General features: G+C 56.9%; 15 protein-coding genes. 13 read left to right on the top strand and 2 right to left on the bottom strand.

The genetic code is table 11. The annotated features are described in order from the left end of the window. The first annotated feature begins 800 nt into the window (after positions 1-800). The 8 genes from hisS to COHPA_RS0105930 all read left to right on the top strand — a co-directional run bounded on the left by hisS (position 801) and on the right by COHPA_RS0105930 (position 10,922). A complete protein-coding gene (gene hisS / locus COHPA_RS0105965; RefSeq protein WP_027085289.1) occupies positions 801-2,075 on the top strand; it encodes a histidine--tRNA ligase in 1,275 nt (424 codons plus the stop codon). Positions 2,076-2,077: 2 nt separating this feature from the next. Further along, positions 2,078-3,907 (top strand): aspartate--tRNA ligase, encoded by a 1,830-nt coding sequence (aspS, locus tag COHPA_RS0105960; protein ID WP_027085288.1) that lies wholly within the window; start codon positions 2,078-2,080, stop codon positions 3,905-3,907. A 21-nt stretch (positions 3,908-3,928) separates the two neighbouring features. Further along, complete coding sequence (locus COHPA_RS0105955) at positions 3,929-4,678, top strand: tRNA threonylcarbamoyladenosine dehydratase (protein WP_027085287.1); 750 nt, start codon at positions 3,929-3,931, stop codon at positions 4,676-4,678. Positions 4,679-4,789: 111 nt separating this feature from the next. Continuing rightward, positions 4,790-5,137 carry a hypothetical protein gene (locus COHPA_RS0105950; RefSeq protein ID WP_027085286.1) on the top strand — a complete coding sequence of 116 codons (348 nt, stop codon included), beginning with the start codon at positions 4,790-4,792 and terminating at the stop codon, positions 5,135-5,137. A gap of 160 nt (positions 5,138-5,297) precedes the next feature. After that, complete coding sequence (locus COHPA_RS0105945; RefSeq protein WP_027085285.1) at positions 5,298-6,353, top strand: CotH kinase family protein; 1,056 nt, start codon at positions 5,298-5,300, stop codon at positions 6,351-6,353. A gap of 44 nt (positions 6,354-6,397) precedes the next feature. Continuing rightward, complete coding sequence (locus COHPA_RS0105940) at positions 6,398-7,717, top strand: replication-associated recombination protein A (RefSeq protein WP_027085284.1); 1,320 nt, start codon at positions 6,398-6,400, stop codon at positions 7,715-7,717. An 83-nt stretch (positions 7,718-7,800) separates the two neighbouring features. Beyond that, positions 7,801-9,345: a sensor domain-containing diguanylate cyclase gene (locus tag COHPA_RS24225; protein ID WP_027085283.1), complete on the top strand. Its 1,545-nt coding sequence runs from the start codon at positions 7,801-7,803 to the stop codon at positions 9,343-9,345. Between the two features lie 230 nt (positions 9,346-9,575). Next, positions 9,576-10,922: a hemolysin family protein gene (locus COHPA_RS0105930; RefSeq protein WP_027085282.1), complete on the top strand. Its 1,347-nt coding sequence runs from the start codon at positions 9,576-9,578 to the stop codon at positions 10,920-10,922. A 1,116-nt stretch (positions 10,923-12,038) separates the two neighbouring features. Here the strand turns inward: COHPA_RS0105930 and COHPA_RS0105925 are convergent. After that, entirely contained in the window at positions 12,039-13,214 is a 1,176-nt protein-coding gene (locus COHPA_RS0105925) for an MFS transporter (protein WP_245590284.1), read from the bottom strand. Between the two features lie 34 nt (positions 13,215-13,248). Continuing rightward, positions 13,249-14,553 carry a hypothetical protein gene (locus COHPA_RS0105920; RefSeq protein ID WP_027085280.1) on the bottom strand — a complete coding sequence of 435 codons (1,305 nt, stop codon included), beginning with the start codon at positions 14,551-14,553 and terminating at the stop codon, positions 13,249-13,251. 168 nt (positions 14,554-14,721) lie between these two features. Here COHPA_RS0105920 and COHPA_RS0105915 point away from each other — a divergent pair, with 168 nt between their 5' ends. The 5 genes from COHPA_RS0105915 to deoC all read left to right on the top strand — a co-directional run bounded on the left by COHPA_RS0105915 (position 14,722) and on the right by deoC (position 19,050). Beyond that, on the top strand, positions 14,722-15,078 hold the full coding sequence (locus tag COHPA_RS0105915) for a hypothetical protein (protein WP_245590283.1): 357 nt from the start codon (positions 14,722-14,724) through the stop codon (positions 15,076-15,078). 26 nt (positions 15,079-15,104) lie between these two features. Beyond that, positions 15,105-16,184, top strand: a complete 1,080-nt coding sequence (locus COHPA_RS0105910; protein ID WP_027085278.1) for a tetraprenyl-beta-curcumene synthase family protein — start codon at positions 15,105-15,107, stop codon at positions 16,182-16,184. 30 nt (positions 16,185-16,214) lie between these two features. Continuing rightward, on the top strand, positions 16,215-17,183 hold the full coding sequence (pfkA, locus tag COHPA_RS0105905; RefSeq protein WP_027085277.1) for a 6-phosphofructokinase: 969 nt from the start codon (positions 16,215-16,217) through the stop codon (positions 17,181-17,183). A gap of 232 nt (positions 17,184-17,415) precedes the next feature. Further along, a complete protein-coding gene (locus COHPA_RS0105900; RefSeq protein WP_035120120.1) occupies positions 17,416-18,363 on the top strand; it encodes a DNA-binding transcriptional repressor DeoR in 948 nt (315 codons plus the stop codon). A gap of 15 nt (positions 18,364-18,378) precedes the next feature. After that, a complete protein-coding gene (gene deoC / locus COHPA_RS0105895) occupies positions 18,379-19,050 on the top strand; it encodes a deoxyribose-phosphate aldolase (RefSeq protein WP_027085275.1) in 672 nt (223 codons plus the stop codon). Positions 19,051-19,066: the final 16 nt, after the last annotated feature.

The following is a 19,066-nucleotide window of genomic DNA, read 5'->3' as shown; positions in this document are numbered from 1 at the left end:
CTAGCCGCCCCCATCTACTCGATTATATAACACTATTTTCGCGATGAGTTGGCTGGACTTGCTTCGTAAGATTGGGGCAGGAATGCGTAATTCGATGACGAATTATGAATACTGATCCGGTAGCGCGCTCACTTTTGTATGACTTTTCATACAAATTCCCTGTATCAGACCGCTATTTTCACAATGTTGTACGATTTTTCGTTCGTTTTTGTAATATAACTGTAATCTTTTATTCACGTTAGCTTAACCTGTATGGATTACTCTATAGACGACCCCCTTTTTTCAATAGAATTAACTTGAACCTGCCGAGACGATCGGCGGGTTATTTTCTTTTCTTTCCCGAGAACGGGTAGTCGCCTTGACAGTCATCCGGCAACAGACTACAATATATAACAATTGAAATCCGCCTGAAATTCGATGACAGGGATAAGTAATCCGGACCCAGGTCCCCAGAGAGGAAAGCCCTTCTTGCAACCGTCCGCGGCTAGCGCCGCCGGTACGAACGCGGATATGGCTGCAAGCTTTCCGGCAATGAACGGATGAAAGACCCCCTCGAGATCCTTCCGCGAACGGCTGACGCTCGAATGAGCGAAGAGCCCAGTAGCGTTATGGCGTAGCCGGGCGTTAACCGGATTGAAGCGCAAACCGAACATTGCTCGTTCGCTAATCGGAACGGTACGCGGCGGTTTGAATGCGGGTGGCACCGCGGGAGCACGTACGTACAGCTCTCGTCCCCGACGATTCCGACATCGTCGCGGGGCGGGGCTTTTTTATTTGCCGAAAGAAGGAGTGAACGAACGATGGGTTACCAGAAGCCGACGGGCACGCAGGACATTCTGCCCGGCAAGAGCGCATTATGGCAGTACGTAGAGAACAAAGCGAGAGATCTAGGGAGACGCTACCGTTACCATGAAATTCGGACGCCGATCTTCGAGTCGACCGAACTGTTCAATCGGGGAGTAGGCGAGACGACGGATATCGTCGAGAAGGAAATGTACACGTTCGAGGACCGCGGCCAGAGAAGCATGACGCTGCGTCCGGAAGGCACGGCGGGCACCGTTCGCGCTTACGTGGAGAACAAGCTGTACGGCGAACCGGACATCGCGAAGCTGTACTATATCGGACCGATGTTCCGTTACGAGCGGGCGCAGGCCGGCAGATACCGGCAGTTCCATCAATTCGGCATCGAAGCGATCGGGTCGACCGATCCGGCGCTCGACGCGGAAGTGATCGCCCTCGGATACGCGTTCTACTCGGAAGTCGGGCTGACAGGCGTAACCGTCGATTTGAACTCGGTCGGAACGCCTGCCGTGCGGGCCGCGTTCCGCGAGAAGCTGCTTGCTTTCTTGCTGCCGATGAAGGACGGCCTGTGCAAGGACTGTCAATCCCGCATGGAGCGCAATCCGCTCCGTGTCCTGGATTGCAAGGTCGACCAGGCGAAGTTCGAAGGCGCGCCTTCGATCCTGGACAACTTGGACGAGGAATGCGAGACCCACTTCGCTCGGGTGCGGGCGATCTTGGACGAGATGAACATCCCATATCAATTGAACCCTCGGCTCGTGCGCGGACTCGATTATTACACGCATACCGCGTTCGAGTACAAGGCGCAAGGCATCGGCGCGATCGACACGATCGGCGGCGGCGGCCGCTACAACGGCCTCGTGGCGCAGATCGGCGGCGACGACCAGCCGGGCGTAGGCTTAGGATTGGGCCTTGAACGCACGGTGCTGCTGCTAGAGAGCCAGGGCGTGAAGCCGGATCTCGGCGACGATATCGAGGTTTATCTCGTCGCGCTCGGCGAACGCGCGGAGCAAGCGACGCCGGGCGTCCTGCACCGGCTGCGGAGCGCGGGCATCGCGGCGGAGCGCGATTACAAAGGACGGGGAACGAAGGCGCAGTTCAAAGCGGCCGACCGTCTGGGCGCGAAGTTCGCGGCGGTGCTCGGGGACGACGAACTGGCGCGCGGCGAGATCGCGTTGAAGCATCTCGCATCGGGCGAACAACGGGCAGTCCCGCTCAGCGGGCTGGCCGAAGCGATTCAATCTTTCATACCGAACGAAAAGGGGACGAATTAGAGATGATGCTAAAAAATATCGATTGCGGAAAATTGACGAAGGCCAATGTAGGCGATAACGTCGTGCTGAACGGTTGGGTGCAGGGCTGGCGGGACTTCGGAGGCATTCTGTTCATCGACCTGCGCGACCGCACGGGTATCGTGCAAATCGTATTCAACCCGGCGTTCTCCGGGCAAGCGCTTGAACTTGGAAGCCGCGCGCGCAACGAGTTCGTGCTTGCCGTGAAAGGAGTCGTCGTCGACCGCGATCCGGAGACGTTCAATCCGAATCTGCCGACCGGCGAAATCGAAGTGCAGGTGCACGAGGTCGAAATCATCAACGCGGCGAAGACGCCTCCGTTCCCGATCGAGGACGGCGTCGAAGTCGATGAATCGCTTCGCTTGAAATATCGTTACCTTGACCTTCGCCGTCCGGAAATGCAGAAGACGTTGCTGCTCCGCTCCAAGGCGACGAAGGTGTTCCGCGATTACCTTGACGAGAACGGCTTCATCGACGTAGAGACGCCGATCCTGACGAAGAGCACGCCGGAAGGCGCCCGCGATTACCTGGTGCCTAGCCGCGTTCATCCGGGCGAGTTTTTCGCGCTGCCGCAATCGCCCCAAATATTCAAGCAGCTTCTGATGGTTGGCGGGATCGAGCGCTACTATCAAGTGGCGCGCTGCTTCCGCGACGAGGACCTTCGCGCGGACCGTCAGCCGGAGTTCACGCAGGTGGACATCGAGACGTCGTTCCTCTCGCAGGAACAATTGCTCGGCATGATGGAGACCCTCATGGCGAAGCTGTTCCGCGAGACGATCGGCGTCGAAATTGCTACGCCTTTCCAACGTCTGACGTATCATGACGCGATCCATAAATACGGCTCCGACAAGCCGGATCTGCGATTCGGTCTCGAGATCGAAGACGTCACCGATATCGTGAAGAACAGCGAAGTCAAAGTGTTCGCATCCGTCGCGGCTTCCGGCGGCGTCGTCAAAGCGTTGAACGCCAAAGGCTGCGCCAGCTGGAGCCGCAAAGAGCTCGACGACCTGCAACCGTTCGCCGCGCGCTACGGCGGCAAAGGCATCGCTTGGATTACGGTCAAGGAAGGCAAATGGAACGGTCCGATCGTGAAGTTCTTCAAAGAAGAAGAGATCGCGGCGCTGACCGAGCGGCTGAACGTCGAAGAAGGCGACTTGATCACGTTCTCCGCCGACAAGCTGAAGACCGCTGCGGACGTCATGGGCAACCTGCGTCTGAAAGTCGGACGCGAGCTCGGCTTGATCGACAATAGCGCGTACAAGTTCCTGTGGGTCGTTGACTTCCCGCTGCTCGGCTGGGACGAAGAAGGCAAGCGCTGGGTGGCGGAACACCATCCGTTCACGCGTCCTCACGACGACGATCTGGCCCTGTTCGATACCGATCCGGGCGCGATCCGCGCGCAAGCGTACGATATCGTGCTTAACGGCTACGAAGTCGGCGGCGGCTCGATGCGGATTTTCCGTCGCGAAGTGCAGGAGAAGATGTTCTCCGCGCTCGGCTTCTCGATGGAGGAAGCGAAGGAGAAGTTCGGCTTCTTCCTCGATGCGTTCGACTATGGAACGCCTCCGCACGGCGGCATCGCTTTCGGTCTAGACCGCCTCGTGATGCTGCTGGCCGGCCGCACGAACCTCCGCGAGACGATCGCGTTCCCGAAAACCGCGAGCGCCACCGACTTGCTGAGCGACGCGCCGTCGCCGGTCGCTGATCGTCAATTGGAAGACCTGCACGTCCGATTGTCGGCGAAGGCGATCGCGGCGCAGACGAAAGCCGACGCTCCGGACGCCGAAGCTTCCGCAGTGCCAAGCCAAGGCTAAGCAAAGGAGCGAGTCTCTAAGATGCTGCATCAATTTTCTCGAACGGAGCTTGCGATCGGGCCGGAAGGGTTAGCGAAGATGAAAGGCAGCACCGTCGCCGTGCTCGGCATCGGCGGCGTCGGCGGCATTGCCGCCGAAGCGTTGGCGCGGTCCGGCGTAGGCCGGATCATCTTGATCGATAAGGACGTCGTCGACATTACGAACATTAACCGCCAGATCCATGCATTGACGACGACCGTCGGTCAGCCGAAAGCCGAGTTGATGCGGGACCGGATCAAGCTGATCAATCCGGATTGCGACGCGATCGCGCTCCGCATGTTTTATACGGAGGAGACGTACGAGGAGCTGTTCAAGTATCCGCTCGATTACGTCGTCGACGCGTCGGATACGATCTCGTACAAAATCCACCTGATCAAGCAATGTCTGGAGCGCGGCATACCGATCATCTCCAGCATGGGCGCGGCGAACAAGACGGACCCGACGCGGTTCCAGGTAGCGGACATTTCGAAGACGTCGATGGACCCGATCGCGAAGGTCATCCGCAAAAAGTTGCGTCAAGAAGGCATCAAGCGCGGCGTCAAAGTCGTGTTCTCGACCGAAATTCCGGTGAAGCCGCGCGAGGACGTCACGCAGCGGATCGTTCCCGAGAGCGCGCCGGAAATCCGCAAAGCACAGCAGCCTCCGTCCAGCAACGCGTTCGTGCCGCCTGTCGCGGGCCTCATTATGGTCAGCGTCGTCGTAAGAGACCTCGTCGGCCAAGGTGAGACGTAACGAACGGCCTTCGGTTAGGTAAGGAAAAAGATGCCCGCCATATGCGAATGTCCCTATCGGCTAATGCCTTGCCTACATAGACTGAAGCATCATCTATGAGGAGGCGGTACCGTGGGAGCGTGCAGACATCATCACCGTCGCGATTGCGGATGCAACAGGCGCAAGAGAAAGCTTCGCCGGCGTAGAAGGACGTGTCCTCCCGACAATACCGGAGCCCAAGAGGAAGAGCAGACGCCGTCGCCGGTCCAGGAAGAGCCTTCGGCTTATTGGGCGCCATTGTGGATCGAGCGGATTCCGGACTGGGCGTTCGGGCCGATCGGGGGCGGAATATCGCCCGGGCATCACCATTCCGGCGGATTCCATGGCGACCATCACCGTACGGGGGGAGCGCAGGGGTTACACCATTCGGGGCAGCCCCACGAGCATGATCGTCCGGGCGTCTCGCCCGGTTGGCTTTAACCGAATAACGCAGGACTAGCAAGCCTCGGATAACCCGGGGCTTGCTTTGTTGTTGAGCTAACGATTCCGCGTTCTAGTCATCTGCCGTTTCCGCGAATCTCCCGCGGACATACGTTGATTGCGACAACGACAACGGCTGTTACGGAAAGGCGGTGTCCGTTTGACCCTTCCGGTCAGAGAGCTTCGGTTTCGCGAATCGGCTGCCTTGGAGCTTGAGAAAAACCTGTGGAAAGATCGATACGTTTCCGCGATTATGCAGGACGGCAGGCGGTCTGCGCCGGTCCGAATCCGGTATCGGGGCGGACATACCCGCGGCTACCCGAAGAGATCCTACGAAGTCGCGAGTAACGGCGTCATCACCCACTACAACGCCGAGTACGACGATCCTTCGATGATCCGCAATGCGCTTTCCTTCGCCTTTTTCAATCGGATCGGGGTGCACGCGCCTATGACGCGACACGTCCGTCTATCCGTCAACGGCCGGCCGGCGGGCGTTTATTTGGAAATCGAAGGCGTCGGTCGCCCCTTCTTCCGCAGACGGGGCATCGCGGCCGAAGCGTTATTTTACGCAGTCAACAATCATGCGAACTTCGAAATCCGCGACTCGGAATCGAGCGAACGTAAGCCGTCGCTGTTGTCCGGCTACGAGCACCGTTTCGGCGGACAGGGAGAAAGAACGAGGCTGGCGGCGTTCATCCGCGCGTTGGGCGAGGACGGTCCCGCAAGCGCCATTCGGCGAACGCTCTTGCGCGTCGATGCGGACAATTATTTACGATGGCTGGCCGGCGCGGTGCTGACGGGCAATTACGACGGATTCGAGCAAAATTACGCGATATACCGGAGCCGCCGAACGGGACGATACCGCATGGTGCCGTGGGATTACGAGGGAACGTGGGGGCGCAATTGCTACGGACGGGTCGTCGACAGCAACCTGGTGTCGGTTACCGGGTACAATCGTTTGACGCGAAAGCTGCTCGAGCAGCGGGCGATCCGAGACCGGTATGTCCGGCTGCTGAGCGGCTTCATGAACGGTCCGTTCACCGAACGCTGGCTGATGCCCGTCGCGAACGAGATGCTTGCCCGTCTGGCTCCGCATATTCGCAAGGACGAATCGCAACGGTGGTCCTATCGGGAGTTTACGGAAGAGTCAAGCCGCATACGGACGTACATCCGCGAACGCAGAGAGAGAGTCAGAGCCGAACTGTCGCGATTATGAGGGCGAATCTGCTATGATAGGAATAGCAGAAAGGCGGGAGCAACATGGATTTATTCAGCTATCGGGCGGAATCGGAGCCGCGGGCGCGGCTGCTCGCGGACCGGATGCGTCCCGAGAGTTTAGAAGAATATATCGGCCAAGAGCATCTGATCGGAGAAGGGAAGCTGCTGCGGAGGGCGATCGAAGGCGACGTCGTCTCCTCGATCATTCTGTTCGGTCCTCCGGGCTGCGGCAAAACGACGTTAGCGCACATTATTTCCAAACAGACCAAAGGCGAATTCGTCCGTCTGAACGCGGTGGACGCCTCAGTGAAGGACGTACGCGACGTGATCGAGAAGGCGGAGCAGAACCGTGGCCTATACGGCACCAAAACGATCCTGTTCCTTGACGAGGTTCATCGCTTCAACAGCGCGCGGCAGGACGCATTGCTGCCGGCGGTCGAACGGGGGACGATTATATTCATCGGCGCGACGACGGAAAATCCGTTCCATTCGGTGAACGGGGCTTTGCTGTCCCGTTCCACGCTCTTTCGCCTGGAGCCGCTTACGAAGGCGCATGCGATGGAGGCGATGCGGCGGGCGCTTGCCGACAAGGAAAAAGGTCTGGGCTTCATGAAGCTGACCGTGGACGAGGAGGCGCTCGAGCATATCGCTTCGATGGCGAGCGGCGATATTCGCCGCGCGTTGACGGCGCTTGAACTCGCAGCGGTCACGACCCCTTCGCGGCAGGACGGATCGGTTCGCGTTACGCTCGACATTGCGGAGGAATCGATTCGCCAGCCTAGCATACAAGCGGATGAATCGACGCAGTACGACGTGCTTTCCGCTTTTCACAAGAGCGTGAGGGGATCGAGCGACGCCGCGTTGTTCTGGTTCATGTACGCGGTGGAGAAGCTCGGGATGGACCCGATGGTGTTTATCCGCCGTTTGACGGTCGCCTGCAGCGAAGATATCGGCTTAGCCAACCCGCAGGCGATGCAACAAGCGGTCAGCGCGATGGAAGCTTATCATCGGATCGGTTGGCCGGAAGCCAAATATATCGTCTCGCAGGCGATCCTATTCGCGGTCGAAAGTCCGAAATCGAACGCCGTAGCCGTTGCGATCGGTAATGTCATGTCAACGATCGAGGCGACGAAGAACATCGAGGTTCCGCTTCATTTGCGGGATGGCCATTACAGCGGAGCGAAGAAACTCGGCCACGTCGGCTATCTGTACCCGCATGACTATCCCGGCCATTACGTCGTTCAGAATTACTTGCCGGACAAGCTTGCGGGCCGCGCGTTCTACGAAGCGACGGATCAAGGCACGGTGGATAAAATCCGGGTTAACCAACAGAAACGCAGACGTCCCCCTCAGCAGGAATAAACTAGCATTTTCAAGCGCGGTTCGTGTAAAATGACAATAGTCGAGCATGAGCGACAATGCAATAGGGACGGGGGGCAGAGGACATGCTTCGAAGAATCGCATGGCGTCTTTCGATGATCTTTATGGGCTCCATCCTGCTCATCGTCGCGATTTGCGTGATTACGTTTACTTCGGTTCGAGAGCTGGTAGACAGCGCGAACCGGATTAAAGACGAGACGTATCCCATGGATCATACGGTGAATCGCCTAATGCTCGCCGTGACCAACCAGGAGACGAGCCTTCGGGGGTACGTCCTGTCGGGAGACAAGTCTTACTTGGAGCCTTACGAGTCGGGAACCGCCGACGTTGAACGCTACATGTCCCTGCTGAAGGAGCATCTTCGCTACAACCCTACGATCAGTTCGCATGCGGAGCTTGCGCTGGCGAAGCTGGAGGAAGTGCAGAACGACTTCCGCCATATCGATCGGCTTATCGATGCGAACCAAGTATCGGAAGCCGCCGTGCTGCTGTTGTCGGGCAAAGCGAAGGTGGATCGTTTTCGCACGGAAATCGGCCTGTTGAACGATGATATCGTCGAGTCGATGGAATCCGCTTGGGGGGAACAGAACCGCCGTGCGTCGTTCGCCCAGGAACTTATTATCGTGTCGATCGTCGTATCGATGCTCGTGATCTTGGCGATGGGTTATTTGTATCTCACGACCCGCAAGGCGCTTCGGGCGACGATCGAGAGCGAGCGAAGGTATCGCGTGTTGATCGACAGCACTCCCGACGCCGTCGCGGTGCATCAGGACGGTCACGTCGTATTCGCGAACCCGGCGTGCACGACGCTGATGGGCGTAGGCCAGACTTCGCAGTTGGTGGGCCAACCGATCATGAAGTTCGTGCCCGCGCATTTAGCCGAAGTCGTCGCGGCACGGGCATACAACGCGATGAAGGAGAACGAGGTAGGCAAACTGGACGAGCAGTTCGTGCGGCCGGACGGCACCGTGATCGACGTGGAGGTAACGGCGATCGGCATTCCTTACCAACGAAAGCCGGCGGTGCTCATTATATGCAGGGATATCGGAGTCCGCAAGGAAGCGGAACGGAAGCTTACGGAAGCGAATATGCTTCTGGAGCGCTTGTCTAAGCTCGACGGTCTGACGGGCATCCTGAATCGGCGTTCTTTCGACGAGCGGCTTGCTTCGGACTGGGACCGTTCCCGGCAGGAGGTCGAGCCGTTAGCCTTAATCCTTCTCGATGTCGATAGCTTCAAGGAATATAACGATCATTACGGCCATCAGGCCGGAGATACGTGTCTCCAGATGATAGCCGGCATCGTGGAGGACGAAGCAAGGAAAGCAAGAGGCGCGGCATTCCGTTACGGCGGGGAAGAATTTGCCGTATTGCTGCCGGGTTGCGACTCTCGAGCCGGCAAGTCCGTCGCCGATCAAATCCGTCGTTCCGTCGAAAGCTGTGCGATCCCGCACGAAGGCGTAGCCGGCGAAGCCATCGTAACGATTAGCGTAGGCGTGGCTTCGGCGTTGGACTACACTGGCTTGGAGCATTGGGTACAGGCCGCGGATCAAGCGCTCTATCGGGCCAAGAAACAAGGCCGGAATTCGACGGTCGAAGCCGAGAACGGCTAACTTTGCCCGCAAAAGCAGGCAATATCGCTGGAATCGAGGATTTCCCGCCGTAAGAGCCGAAAAATCGGCATAGCGGGCAGGCAGGAGCGAATAGAGATGGGTACTACGGCATATTGCTGTGGCATCCGGCGTTTGACGGTCCGCTGTAAACCGTCTAAGCTATAGAAAAGTATGTATGTACAATAAAGGAGGTGTACCTATCCTCTCTCGTAAGTGGGGATAGGGATTATTTGGACGTAGACCCCTTTCCGCTAAGCGTGGACTTGGTCTTGATCGCTTTTCTCGTATTTTTGAACGGTTTCTTCGTGGCTGCCGAATTCGCGATGGTGAAAGTACGCGGCACGCGAATCGAATCGTTGGTTCAGGAAGGACATTCGCGAGCCAAACGCGCGTCACATCTCGTGGACCATCTGGATGCCTATCTGTCAGCTTGCCAACTGGGGATTACGTTAGCCTCGCTTGGTCTAGGCTGGATCGGCGAGCCTGCCATTGCGAGAATGCTCGAGCCGCTTTTCGCCGATTGGAATTTAAGCGAGAAGCTCATCCACCCGTTGGCGTTCTTAATCGGATTCTCGTTCATTACGTTGCTGCATATCGTGCTCGGCGAGCTGATGCCGAAGACCGTCGCGATTCGCAAATCTGAGATGGTAACGTTATGGGTAGCAGCTCCGCTAATGTTTTTCCGCAAGTTAATGAGTCCGTTCATCTGGTTGCTGAACGGAACCGCCGGACTATTGTTGCGGCCATTCGGCATTAATATGACCGACGAGTCGAACTCGGCGCATACCGAGGAAGAAATTCGCATCCTGGTCAAAGAAAGCCACAAGAGCGGCTTGATCGATAATACGGAGCTTACGCTCATGGACAACATTTTCGACTTCGCGGAGACGAACGCCCGCGAGATTATGATTCCGCGGCTAGAAATGATGTGCCTATACGGCAACCTGTCTTTCGATGAGAACAAGAAGATCGCGCTCCGCGAGATGCATACGCGTTATCCGGTGTGCGACAAAGACAAAGACAATATTATCGGGTTCGTTCATATCAAGGATCTGCTTAAGGCGACCGATAATGCCGTCCACGATATTCGCGAAATCATGCGGCCGATCACGACCGTTCCGGAGAGTATGCCGATCAGCGCGCTTCTTAAGCTGATGCAGAAGCGGAAGTCGCAGATCGCGATTCTGATCGACGAGTACGGCGGCACGGCCGGCCTCGTGACGCTGGAAGACATCATGGAGGAGATCGTTGGCGAAATTCAAGACGAATTCGACGAAGAGCGTCCCGATGTCGAGAAGCGCGAAGACAGCACTTATTCCATTAACGGCATGATGCTAATCGAGGAAGTGAACAACTTCTTCGGTCTCGACATTCCGACGGACGATTACGATACGATCGGCGGATGGATGTATTCCCAGATCGAAAGCCCGCCGAAGAAGAACCAATTCGTGGAATCGAACGACGGTCTGCGGTTCACGATCGAGGAGACGGACAACTTGCGCATTTCCCGCATTACCGTCACCCGCATGGACGACTCGGAATGGAATCTCCAAGAACTTCAAGCCGAAACCGGCTGACAATAGCACTTATTCTTACCTATCAAAACGGGCTTGGACGCGGCGATCGCCGCATCCAAGCCCGTATTTGCGTGTTTGATTGGCGGCACGTGGTGCCGTTAAATCAGCGCGCGCCCGCGAATGAGCGAAATAGCGGCACGAGGTGCCGTTAAATCGGCGCTTGCCCGCGAATGAGCGAAATAGCGGCACGAGGTGCCGTTAAATCGGCGCTTGCCCGCGAATGAGCGAAATAGCGGCACGAGGTGCCGTTAAATCGGCGCGCGTCCGCGAGAGAGAGAAAATAGTGGCACAAGGTGCCGTTAAATCTGCGCGCGTCCGCGAGAGAGAGAAAATAGTGGCACAAGGTGCCGTTAAATCTGCGCGCGTCCGCGAGAGAGCGAAATAGCGGCAAGTGGTGCTGCTAAATCGGCGCTTGCCCGCGAATGAGAGAAATAGCGGCAAGAGGTGCCGTTAAATCGGCGCTTGCCCACGATTTAGCGAAATAGCGGCAAGTGGTGCCGTTAAATCAGCGCTTGCCCGCGAATGAGAGAAATAGCGGCAAGAGGTGCCGTTAAATCGGCGCTTGCCCGCGAATGAGAGAAATAGCGGCACGAGGTGCCGTTAAATCAGCGCTTGCCCACGATTTAGCGAAATAGCGGCAAGAGGTGCCGTTAAATCAGCGCTTGCCCGCGAAAGAGAGAAATAGCGGCACGAGGTGCCGTTAAATCAGCGCGCGCCCGCGAATGAGCGAAATAGCGGCAAGAGGTGCCGTTAAATCGGCGCGCGCCCGCGAATGAGCGAAATAGCGGCAAGAGGTGCCGTTAAATCGGCGCACGCCCGCGAATGAGCGAAATAGCGGCAAGTGGTGCTGCTAAATCGGCGCGCGCCCGCGAGAGAGAGAAAATAGTGGCACAAGGTGCCGTTAAATCGGCGCACGCCCGCGAATGAGAGAAATAGCGGCAAGAGGTGCCGTTAAATCGGCGCGCGCCCGAGAGAGAGAGAGAAAATAGTGGCACAAGGTGCCGTTAAATCGGCGCGCGCCCGCGTGTGAGCGAAATAGCGGCAAGTGGTGCGGCGGGGTGAAGCAGACGCCGCTAGGAGATACATGCCCGGATTACGTGAGGAGCGGTAACTAAGTTAAGCCGTATACGACTTGCGAAAGTGCATCGCGAAAAACCCGACGGCCCCCAGCAACGCGAACAGCGCGCCTAGCCTGAACGCCGACCCGAAGCCGATCGCATCGATCAACCATCCGCCCAGCGTACCCGCGGCGACGCCGGCCAGGCCGCTCCAGACGACCGCGAATACGGCTTGACCGGAGGCGCGGAATTCGTCCGGAATGATGATCTGCAAATACCGCAGCGCGGTTATGTAGAAGATGCCGAACGTAACGCTGTGCATCGTCTGCAGGGCAACCATCATCCACGGCTCGTCCGCCAAGCTCAACAAGCCGAGCCGGACGACGTACATCGTGCTCGCGATCGCAAGCAACGGCAGCTCGCGGAACCGATAGCCGTATTTGGCCAGCAGGAAAAATACCGGAATTTCACTGACAGAAGAAGCCAAAGAGGCGACTCCGATGATCGAATCATCGGCATTCAGTTCGCGCATGGCGAGCGCCAGGAAGCCTTCGTTAATGCGGTGAGCGATCGAGACGAGCATGATCATGACGAAGAACGCGATCGTCTCCCGTTGCTTGAAGATGCCGATCAGGCCGCTAAACTCGAATTTGCGAAGCGACGCTTGGTAGTTGCCGACGAATAAAGACAGGATCAGCGAAATCGCGACGACGACAAGACCGATGATGATCGTCTCGTCCGAGCCGAAATGCTTCAAGATATAACCGAATAAGACGGCGCACACCGCGTAACCAAGCGAGCCGAACATGCGGATCGAAGGGAAGCTGCGGTTCATTCGTTCCGCCGCGAGCAACGTGACGCTGTCCATCATGGCGTTCATCGGCGTTTGGCAGAAGTAGAAGAAAGCCATAATGCCTGCCATGATGCCGAATTCCTTCTGCGGCAGCAGCAGCGCCAGGCCGAGTATTTGTCCGACGTATAGGATGCTGAGCACTCTTCGGATATTGCGCGAGCGGTCGCCGACGATGCCGACGACGATGTTGGACACGATCGATAGCATCGGACCGATCGAGTAGATGGCTCCGATCTGAAGCTTGGAGAAACCTAGGCTGTCGAAGTAGAGCGGGAAGTATGAGATGAGCAGCACCATGAACGCATAGTTCGTAAATTGCATGGCCCGCAGGATGAACAGTTGGCGTGCATGATTAGTCATAGTTGCTTCAGATTCATTCATAACGGGCAAGTCCCCTATAGGTTAATAACGTGCTTTATTTTACGGTACGGTGATTTCTCCGGAACAACCAAGCCAGGAAGAGCAGCTCGACGCAGACGCCGATCGACTGAGCCATCGAGCCGAGAACGCCGTTCCAACCGGGCAGAGCCAACGAGAGCACGACGATCATCGTTACGGTCGTCACGGCGTTCGCGAGCTGCGAGCCGAACATCAGCTTCGTCTCCCCGCCCGACATGACAATTCCGTTGAGCGTATCCAGCCACGGAAAGACAAGCACCAGCGGGAGGAACCCGCGAAGCGCGTGGATGCTGGCCTGCAGCAGTTCCTCTTCGGCGCCGAGCACGTGAGAGAACATCCAGGGTCCAACCGGCGTGAAACACATGATGAGAAGGTTGACCGTCGGAATGAACCCGAGCATGAGCGTAAACCGCTTGACGAGGTGCGGGTGCGATTTGAAAAATTGGAGCGCGATCTGATGAAAGTATGTGAAAAAACCGAGCATTAAGTTCATCAAGCTTCCCGCCGTCGCGAAAGAAGCGATCGTAAGCGAGCTTTTCTCCGTCGTTCCCATTAAGGTGTTCATGATCGGGCTGACCCAAACCACGATGAAAGCGGAATAAAGCAGCGGGCTGTAGAACCCGAGCACGTGTCTCGGTTTCGTTACTTCGCAAGCGTCGTCCTTCTCGGGCATCTCCTTCAGCAGCTTGCGCGCTTCCAGCCAGCTGATCGCGGCTTCGATGATCATGCCGAACAAGAAAATAGCCGCGCCCTGCCAAGCGCTATGTACGCCGGTATGGAGGAAGTATTGAGACAGCGCGAACATGCCGGACAACCGGAACACCATGCCGATCGTCAGCCAGCGCGTTTTCATTTTATAAATAATGATGCCTTGGTACAAGCAACGCAATCCGGAGAAAACGGACAAGAACATCAGCGGGTAATAAGTTTCGATCGCCTGTCGTTCCACGACCGCGTCCGCGCCGAACGCGCCTCCGAACACCCAGTGCCCGACCGGAGTGTAAGCGACCGTCGCCCCGAACAAGAGGCCTCCTCCGAACACGAAAGCGCTCACCCTCGCGACGGCTCGGAACGATACGCGGTCCCTGACGAGCGCGGAACAAGTCTGCCTCATTAACACGGCGGGGCGTTCCGTTACGTTGAGCAAGCTCATCCCGAGCGCGTAACCCGCGATTATCGTCACCTGCATGCTCGGGTCGGAGCGGGCAAGCGTTCCGTTGATAATGACGTGCGATAAATTGATGAGAAGGACGGATATGCCCAGCGGAATGAAAAAAAGGAAAAGCCGCCTCAGCGAGACGGACTCGTTATTTTGGATCATTCGGACATCCTCCATAGACATGATGCGACACGATTATTCGACTGGATTGCTTGTATTATAACAGAATTCCGCATCCGGCGCGGATGTAAAACCGAAGGTTTGTGCTGGATTTCACGGTTGCGAAGTGATAAATTAAAGAATGATATGTTTTCGAGTGGGGCAATGAAGATGACAATGCTTATGCAGGCTGATGAAGAGTTCTGGTTGGCAAGCCAATTCGCGTTCGATGAACGGCTTGGCATTCGATTGCCCCGCCTGACGGAGGATTGGGATTCGCTCAGTTGGAGCCGCCAGATTGCTTTGCTAGAGCTGTGGGAAAGAATCCGCGGCAACATTCCCGACCACGTGAAGCGATTCGAAGAAGAGATCAAGATCAAGCAGGCGATGTTGTACGAGGAAGAGGATTTTGCCGCATCGTGTCGATTGAATAGCGAGATCGCGGAGCTGGCAAGTCGAATTAACGATCTGCACATTTGGTTCCGTACCCAGCAGGAGTTGGATCGCGAAAGCAAACGGCATAGCTGATCGAACAGCGGAGGGTAACGACCGGAATGAACGGGAACGAGCTGCTGGCTGGCCAAACGCCCAAAGGGCCGCTCAGTCTGATGAAGCGGGTGTATAAGTACGTATTGCCGGAAGTCAGAGCCGAACTTGCGAGGTGGCGCAGCGTCGCGGATGCGATACCGGATCCCGAGCTTCGCAAGCAAGCGATCGATAGCATGACCTCGAAGCAGTTCCATTGCGAGGGCGGCGGCGTTTACGCGGCCGGCAACTTGGCGCAAAGGCACGTGCTGATTCCGTTGATCGTCGCGCTGCAGACGATCAGCGACTACTTGGATAATTTATGCGACAGAAGCACCTCGCTGGATGCCGACGATTTCAGGCTGCTGCATCAAAGCATGATCGACGCGGTGACGCCCGGCGCCGAACCGCGCAATTATTATGCGCTTCGAGCCGAGCAGGACGACGGCGGATACCTGCAAGCGCTCGTCGACAAATGCCGGGCGATGGTGGCGGAACTGCCGGGTTACCGGCACGTTCAGCCCTTGGTCGCGGAGCTCGTGCAGCTGTACGGCGATCTGCAAGTGTATAAGCATATCGCCCGCGAGAAGCGCGAGCCTGCGCTTCAGGCATGGTGGGAGTCGCATGCGTACCGCTATCCCGAGCTGATGTGGAACGAATTCGCGGCGGCCACGGGATCTACCCTCGGGATGTTCATGCTCTTCCTGGCGGCAACCGATCCTTCTCTTGACGGAGCGCTGGCGAAGCGGATTCGAGAAGGGTATTTTCCTTCGATATGCGGATTACATATTCTGCTTGATTATTTAATCGATCAGGCGGAAGACGAGATGGGCGGCGATCTTAACTTCTGCAGCTATTACGCGGACCAAAGCATGCTGAACGACAGGCTTGCCGGCATGGTGCGTTCGGCTCGGAGAGCGGCTGACGAATTGCCTTTCAGCTCCTTCCACCGGATGATCGTAGAAGGCTTGGTCGCGCTCTATCTATCGGATCCGAAAGTCAAAGGGCAGAAGAGCGTCAAAGCGACCGCGAAGCGGCTCATGAAGGGCAGCCCCTGGACGAGAGTGTTTTTCTGGCTGAACAGCCATTGGATAAGAAAGGCTCTGTAAGGGCCGGGAGACATTAGGGAGGAATCGGGAATGAGTGAAGTGAAGAAAATTGCCGTTCTGACGAGCGGCGGAGATTCTCAAGGGATGAACGCGGCAGTCCGCGCCGTCGTACGGAGCGGCTTATACCATGGCCTCGAGGTATACGGAATCCAGAGAGGATACCAAGGCCTCTTGAATCAAGATTTGCGTCCGATGGATTTGCGCAGCGTCGGAGACATCATACAGCGCGGAGGTACGATTCTGCAGACGGCCCGCTGCAAAGAGTTCATGACCGCGGAAGGTCAGCAGCGCGGAGCGGAGGTGCTTCGCGAGCACGGCATAGACGGCCTCATCGTCATCGGCGGAGACGGCTCGTATCAAGGCGCGAACAAGCTGAGCAAGCTCGGAATCAAGACGATGGGCTTGCCGGGAACGATCGACAACGATATTCCGTTCACCGATTTCACGATCGGCTTCGATACGGCGGTCAGCATCGTCGTAGATGCCATCAATAAGCTTCGCGACACGATGACTTCGCACGAGCGTTCGTCCGTGGTCGAGGTCATGGGCCGCCATTGCGGCGATATCGCGCTATATGCGGGCCTGGCGAGCGGGGCGGAAGCGATTCTCGTTCCGGAGGTTCCGTTCGACGTCAAAGAAATTTCGCTTCGGATGAAGGACAACTTCATGAAGGGCAAGCGTCACGGCATCGTCGTCGTTGCCGAAGGCGTCGGCACCGGAGAAGATATCGCGCGCGGCATTACCGAATTCAGCGGCATCGAGCCTCGCGTTACGGTGCTCGGGCACATTCAACGCGGCGGCTCGCCGACGCACAACGACCGGATCTTGGCCAGCCAATTGGCCGACCATGCGGTACAGAGGCTGCGCGCAGGGGATTCCGGCAAATCGATCGGCATTATTAAAGGCGAGTTCGTCGCGACGGATATCGACAAAGTCGTTTCGACGAAGAAATCGTTCAACATTGATCTGTACAATTTGGCGATGCGTCTATCCCAATAAGCTTCGACGTTGTCAGCCGATCTGGAATAGAATGGCTGACGTCGGGGTACATTTAGACTGCGCTTTACAAAGGTCGAGGAAAGCTGACACTCCTGTGCGGGCGTCAGCTTTTCTGCGTAATTTTACCTAGCTAAAAGGTGGCGAATGGGCTATAATAAGCGCTGTAGAACATAATTTCATCTCGGGTGAACATAATTTCAAAAATCCGCCGTATGAAAGCGTGTGACCGTTGTTGGAATCCGACAAAATCAAAAAAGTTATCGAAGCGGCCAAGCTGTATTACCACCTGGACTATAGCCAAAGCCAGATCGCGGAGACGCTCGGCGTCTCGAGACCTACGGTCTCGCGGCTGCTGCAGCAGGCGAAATCCGAAGGCATCGTGCACATCGAGATTCACGATCCGACGAAGGATATCGAGCAGCTGCGCAAGAAGCTGATGGAGCGGTTCGAGCTCGATCAGGTTATTATTGCTTTTACTCCTACATACGACGATAACATCGTGAAGAAATATATCGGCCAAGCGGCTGCAGATTATATCGTGTCCCTCGCTAAAGACGGCGATACGATCGGCGCCTCCTGGGGATCGACGATGTATCAAGTCGCCTTGCATCTGCAAACGAAGTCGCTTAAGAACTCGTTAGTCGTGCAGTTGAACGGCGGCGTCAGCGACGCGGACATTCTGATTTCGCCTTCGGAAATCGTTCATTTATTCGGCAAAGCCTTCGGCGTCATTCCTTACTTTATGTATTTGCCGGCCATCGTGGACCAGACGATCGTCAAGCAAGCGATCATGACGGATCGTCACATCCGGCGCGTCATGGACATGGCCAAGAACGCGAATATCGCGGTATTCACCGCGGGGGCGCCGACGCCGGATTCGGTTCTAATCAATTCGAACTATATGCGTCCGGACGAGCTCGAAGTCATTATGTCCCGCGCGGTCGGCGACATCTGTTCCCGTTATTACGACCAAGACGGGGAGATATGTTTGCCCAAATTGAACGAACGGACGATCGGCATCGAGTTGGCCGAGCTCAGGCACAAGGAGCACGCGATTCTCGTCGCTGGCGGCGCATCGAAGGTGGGCGCGATCTACGGAGCGTTGAGAGGCCGATACGGCAACACGCTTGTGACCGATCAGATTACGGCCAAGGCGTTGCTAGATAAATCCAAGAGATAAGAGGTTAGGTGCTGGATGAAAGCGGAGCAAATCGCAAGCATGATCGACCATACGTTGTTGGGTGCGGCAAGCACGGAGCAAGACATCATTCGGATTTGCGGGGAAGCGAAGCAGTACCGTTTCGCGACCGTATGCGTCAATCCGTACTGGGTCCCTGCGGCGGCTAAAGAGCTGCAAGGCAGTCCGGTCGGGCTGACGACCGTCATCGGTTTTCCGCTCGGCGCAAGCCGTACGGAAATCAAGGCAGCGGAAGCGACCGACGCGATCGCGGCAGGCGCGACCGAAATCGACATGGTGCTTAACGTAGGGGCATTGAAGTCGGGTCTGAAGGAAGCCGTGTTGCGCGACATCGAAGCGGTCGTACAAGCCTGCAAAGGCAAAGCGAAGGTCAAAGTCATCATCGAAACTTGCTATTTGACGGACGAAGAGAAGAAGGAAGCCTCGCTGCTTTGCAAGAAGGCGGGAGCGGACTTCGTCAAGACGTCGACCGGCTTCGGCAAGGGCGGCGCGACGGTCGAAGACATCGCGTTGATCCGGCACGTCGTCGGACCGGACATGGGCATTAAAGCATCCGGAGGCGTTCGGGATTTGGAGACGGCTCGCAAGCTCATTCAGGCCGGCGCTACCCGTCTTGGCGCAAGCTCCGGCATTGCGATCGTAACGGGCGGAACGGCCCAAGGCTATTAAGCGGAGGGGATGCCGT

Source organism: Cohnella panacarvi Gsoil 349 (assembly GCF_000515335.1).
Classification (GTDB): domain Bacteria; phylum Bacillota; class Bacilli; order Paenibacillales; family Paenibacillaceae; genus Cohnella; species Cohnella panacarvi.
Note: the sequence above shows the minus strand (reverse complement) of the source record. Positions and strands in the feature narration are given on the sequence as shown.

What these genes read in the sequence shown, in the direction of transcription:
- hisS (WP_027085289.1), top strand. Translation starts at nt 801, where the DNA reads ATGGGTTACCAGAAGCCGACGGGCACGCAGGACATTCTGCCCGGCAAG.
- aspS (WP_027085288.1), top strand. Translation starts at nt 2,078, where the DNA reads ATGATGCTAAAAAATATCGATTGCGGAAAATTGACGAAGGCCAATGTA.
- COHPA_RS0105955 (WP_027085287.1), top strand. Translation starts at nt 3,929, where the DNA reads ATGCTGCATCAATTTTCTCGAACGGAGCTTGCGATCGGGCCGGAAGGG.
- COHPA_RS0105940 (WP_027085284.1), top strand. Translation starts at nt 6,398, where the DNA reads ATGGATTTATTCAGCTATCGGGCGGAATCGGAGCCGCGGGCGCGGCTG.
- COHPA_RS24225 (WP_027085283.1), top strand. Translation starts at nt 7,801, where the DNA reads ATGCTTCGAAGAATCGCATGGCGTCTTTCGATGATCTTTATGGGCTCC.
- COHPA_RS0105925 (WP_245590284.1), bottom strand. Translation starts at nt 13,214, where the DNA reads ATGAATGAATCTGAAGCAACTATGACTAATCATGCACGCCAACTGTTC.
- COHPA_RS0105920 (WP_027085280.1), bottom strand. Translation starts at nt 14,553, where the DNA reads ATGATCCAAAATAACGAGTCCGTCTCGCTGAGGCGGCTTTTCCTTTTT.
- COHPA_RS0105915 (WP_245590283.1), top strand. Translation starts at nt 14,722, where the DNA reads ATGACAATGCTTATGCAGGCTGATGAAGAGTTCTGGTTGGCAAGCCAA.
- COHPA_RS0105910 (WP_027085278.1), top strand. Translation starts at nt 15,105, where the DNA reads ATGAACGGGAACGAGCTGCTGGCTGGCCAAACGCCCAAAGGGCCGCTC.
- pfkA (WP_027085277.1), top strand. Translation starts at nt 16,215, where the DNA reads ATGAGTGAAGTGAAGAAAATTGCCGTTCTGACGAGCGGCGGAGATTCT.
- deoC (WP_027085275.1), top strand. Translation starts at nt 18,379, where the DNA reads ATGAAAGCGGAGCAAATCGCAAGCATGATCGACCATACGTTGTTGGGT.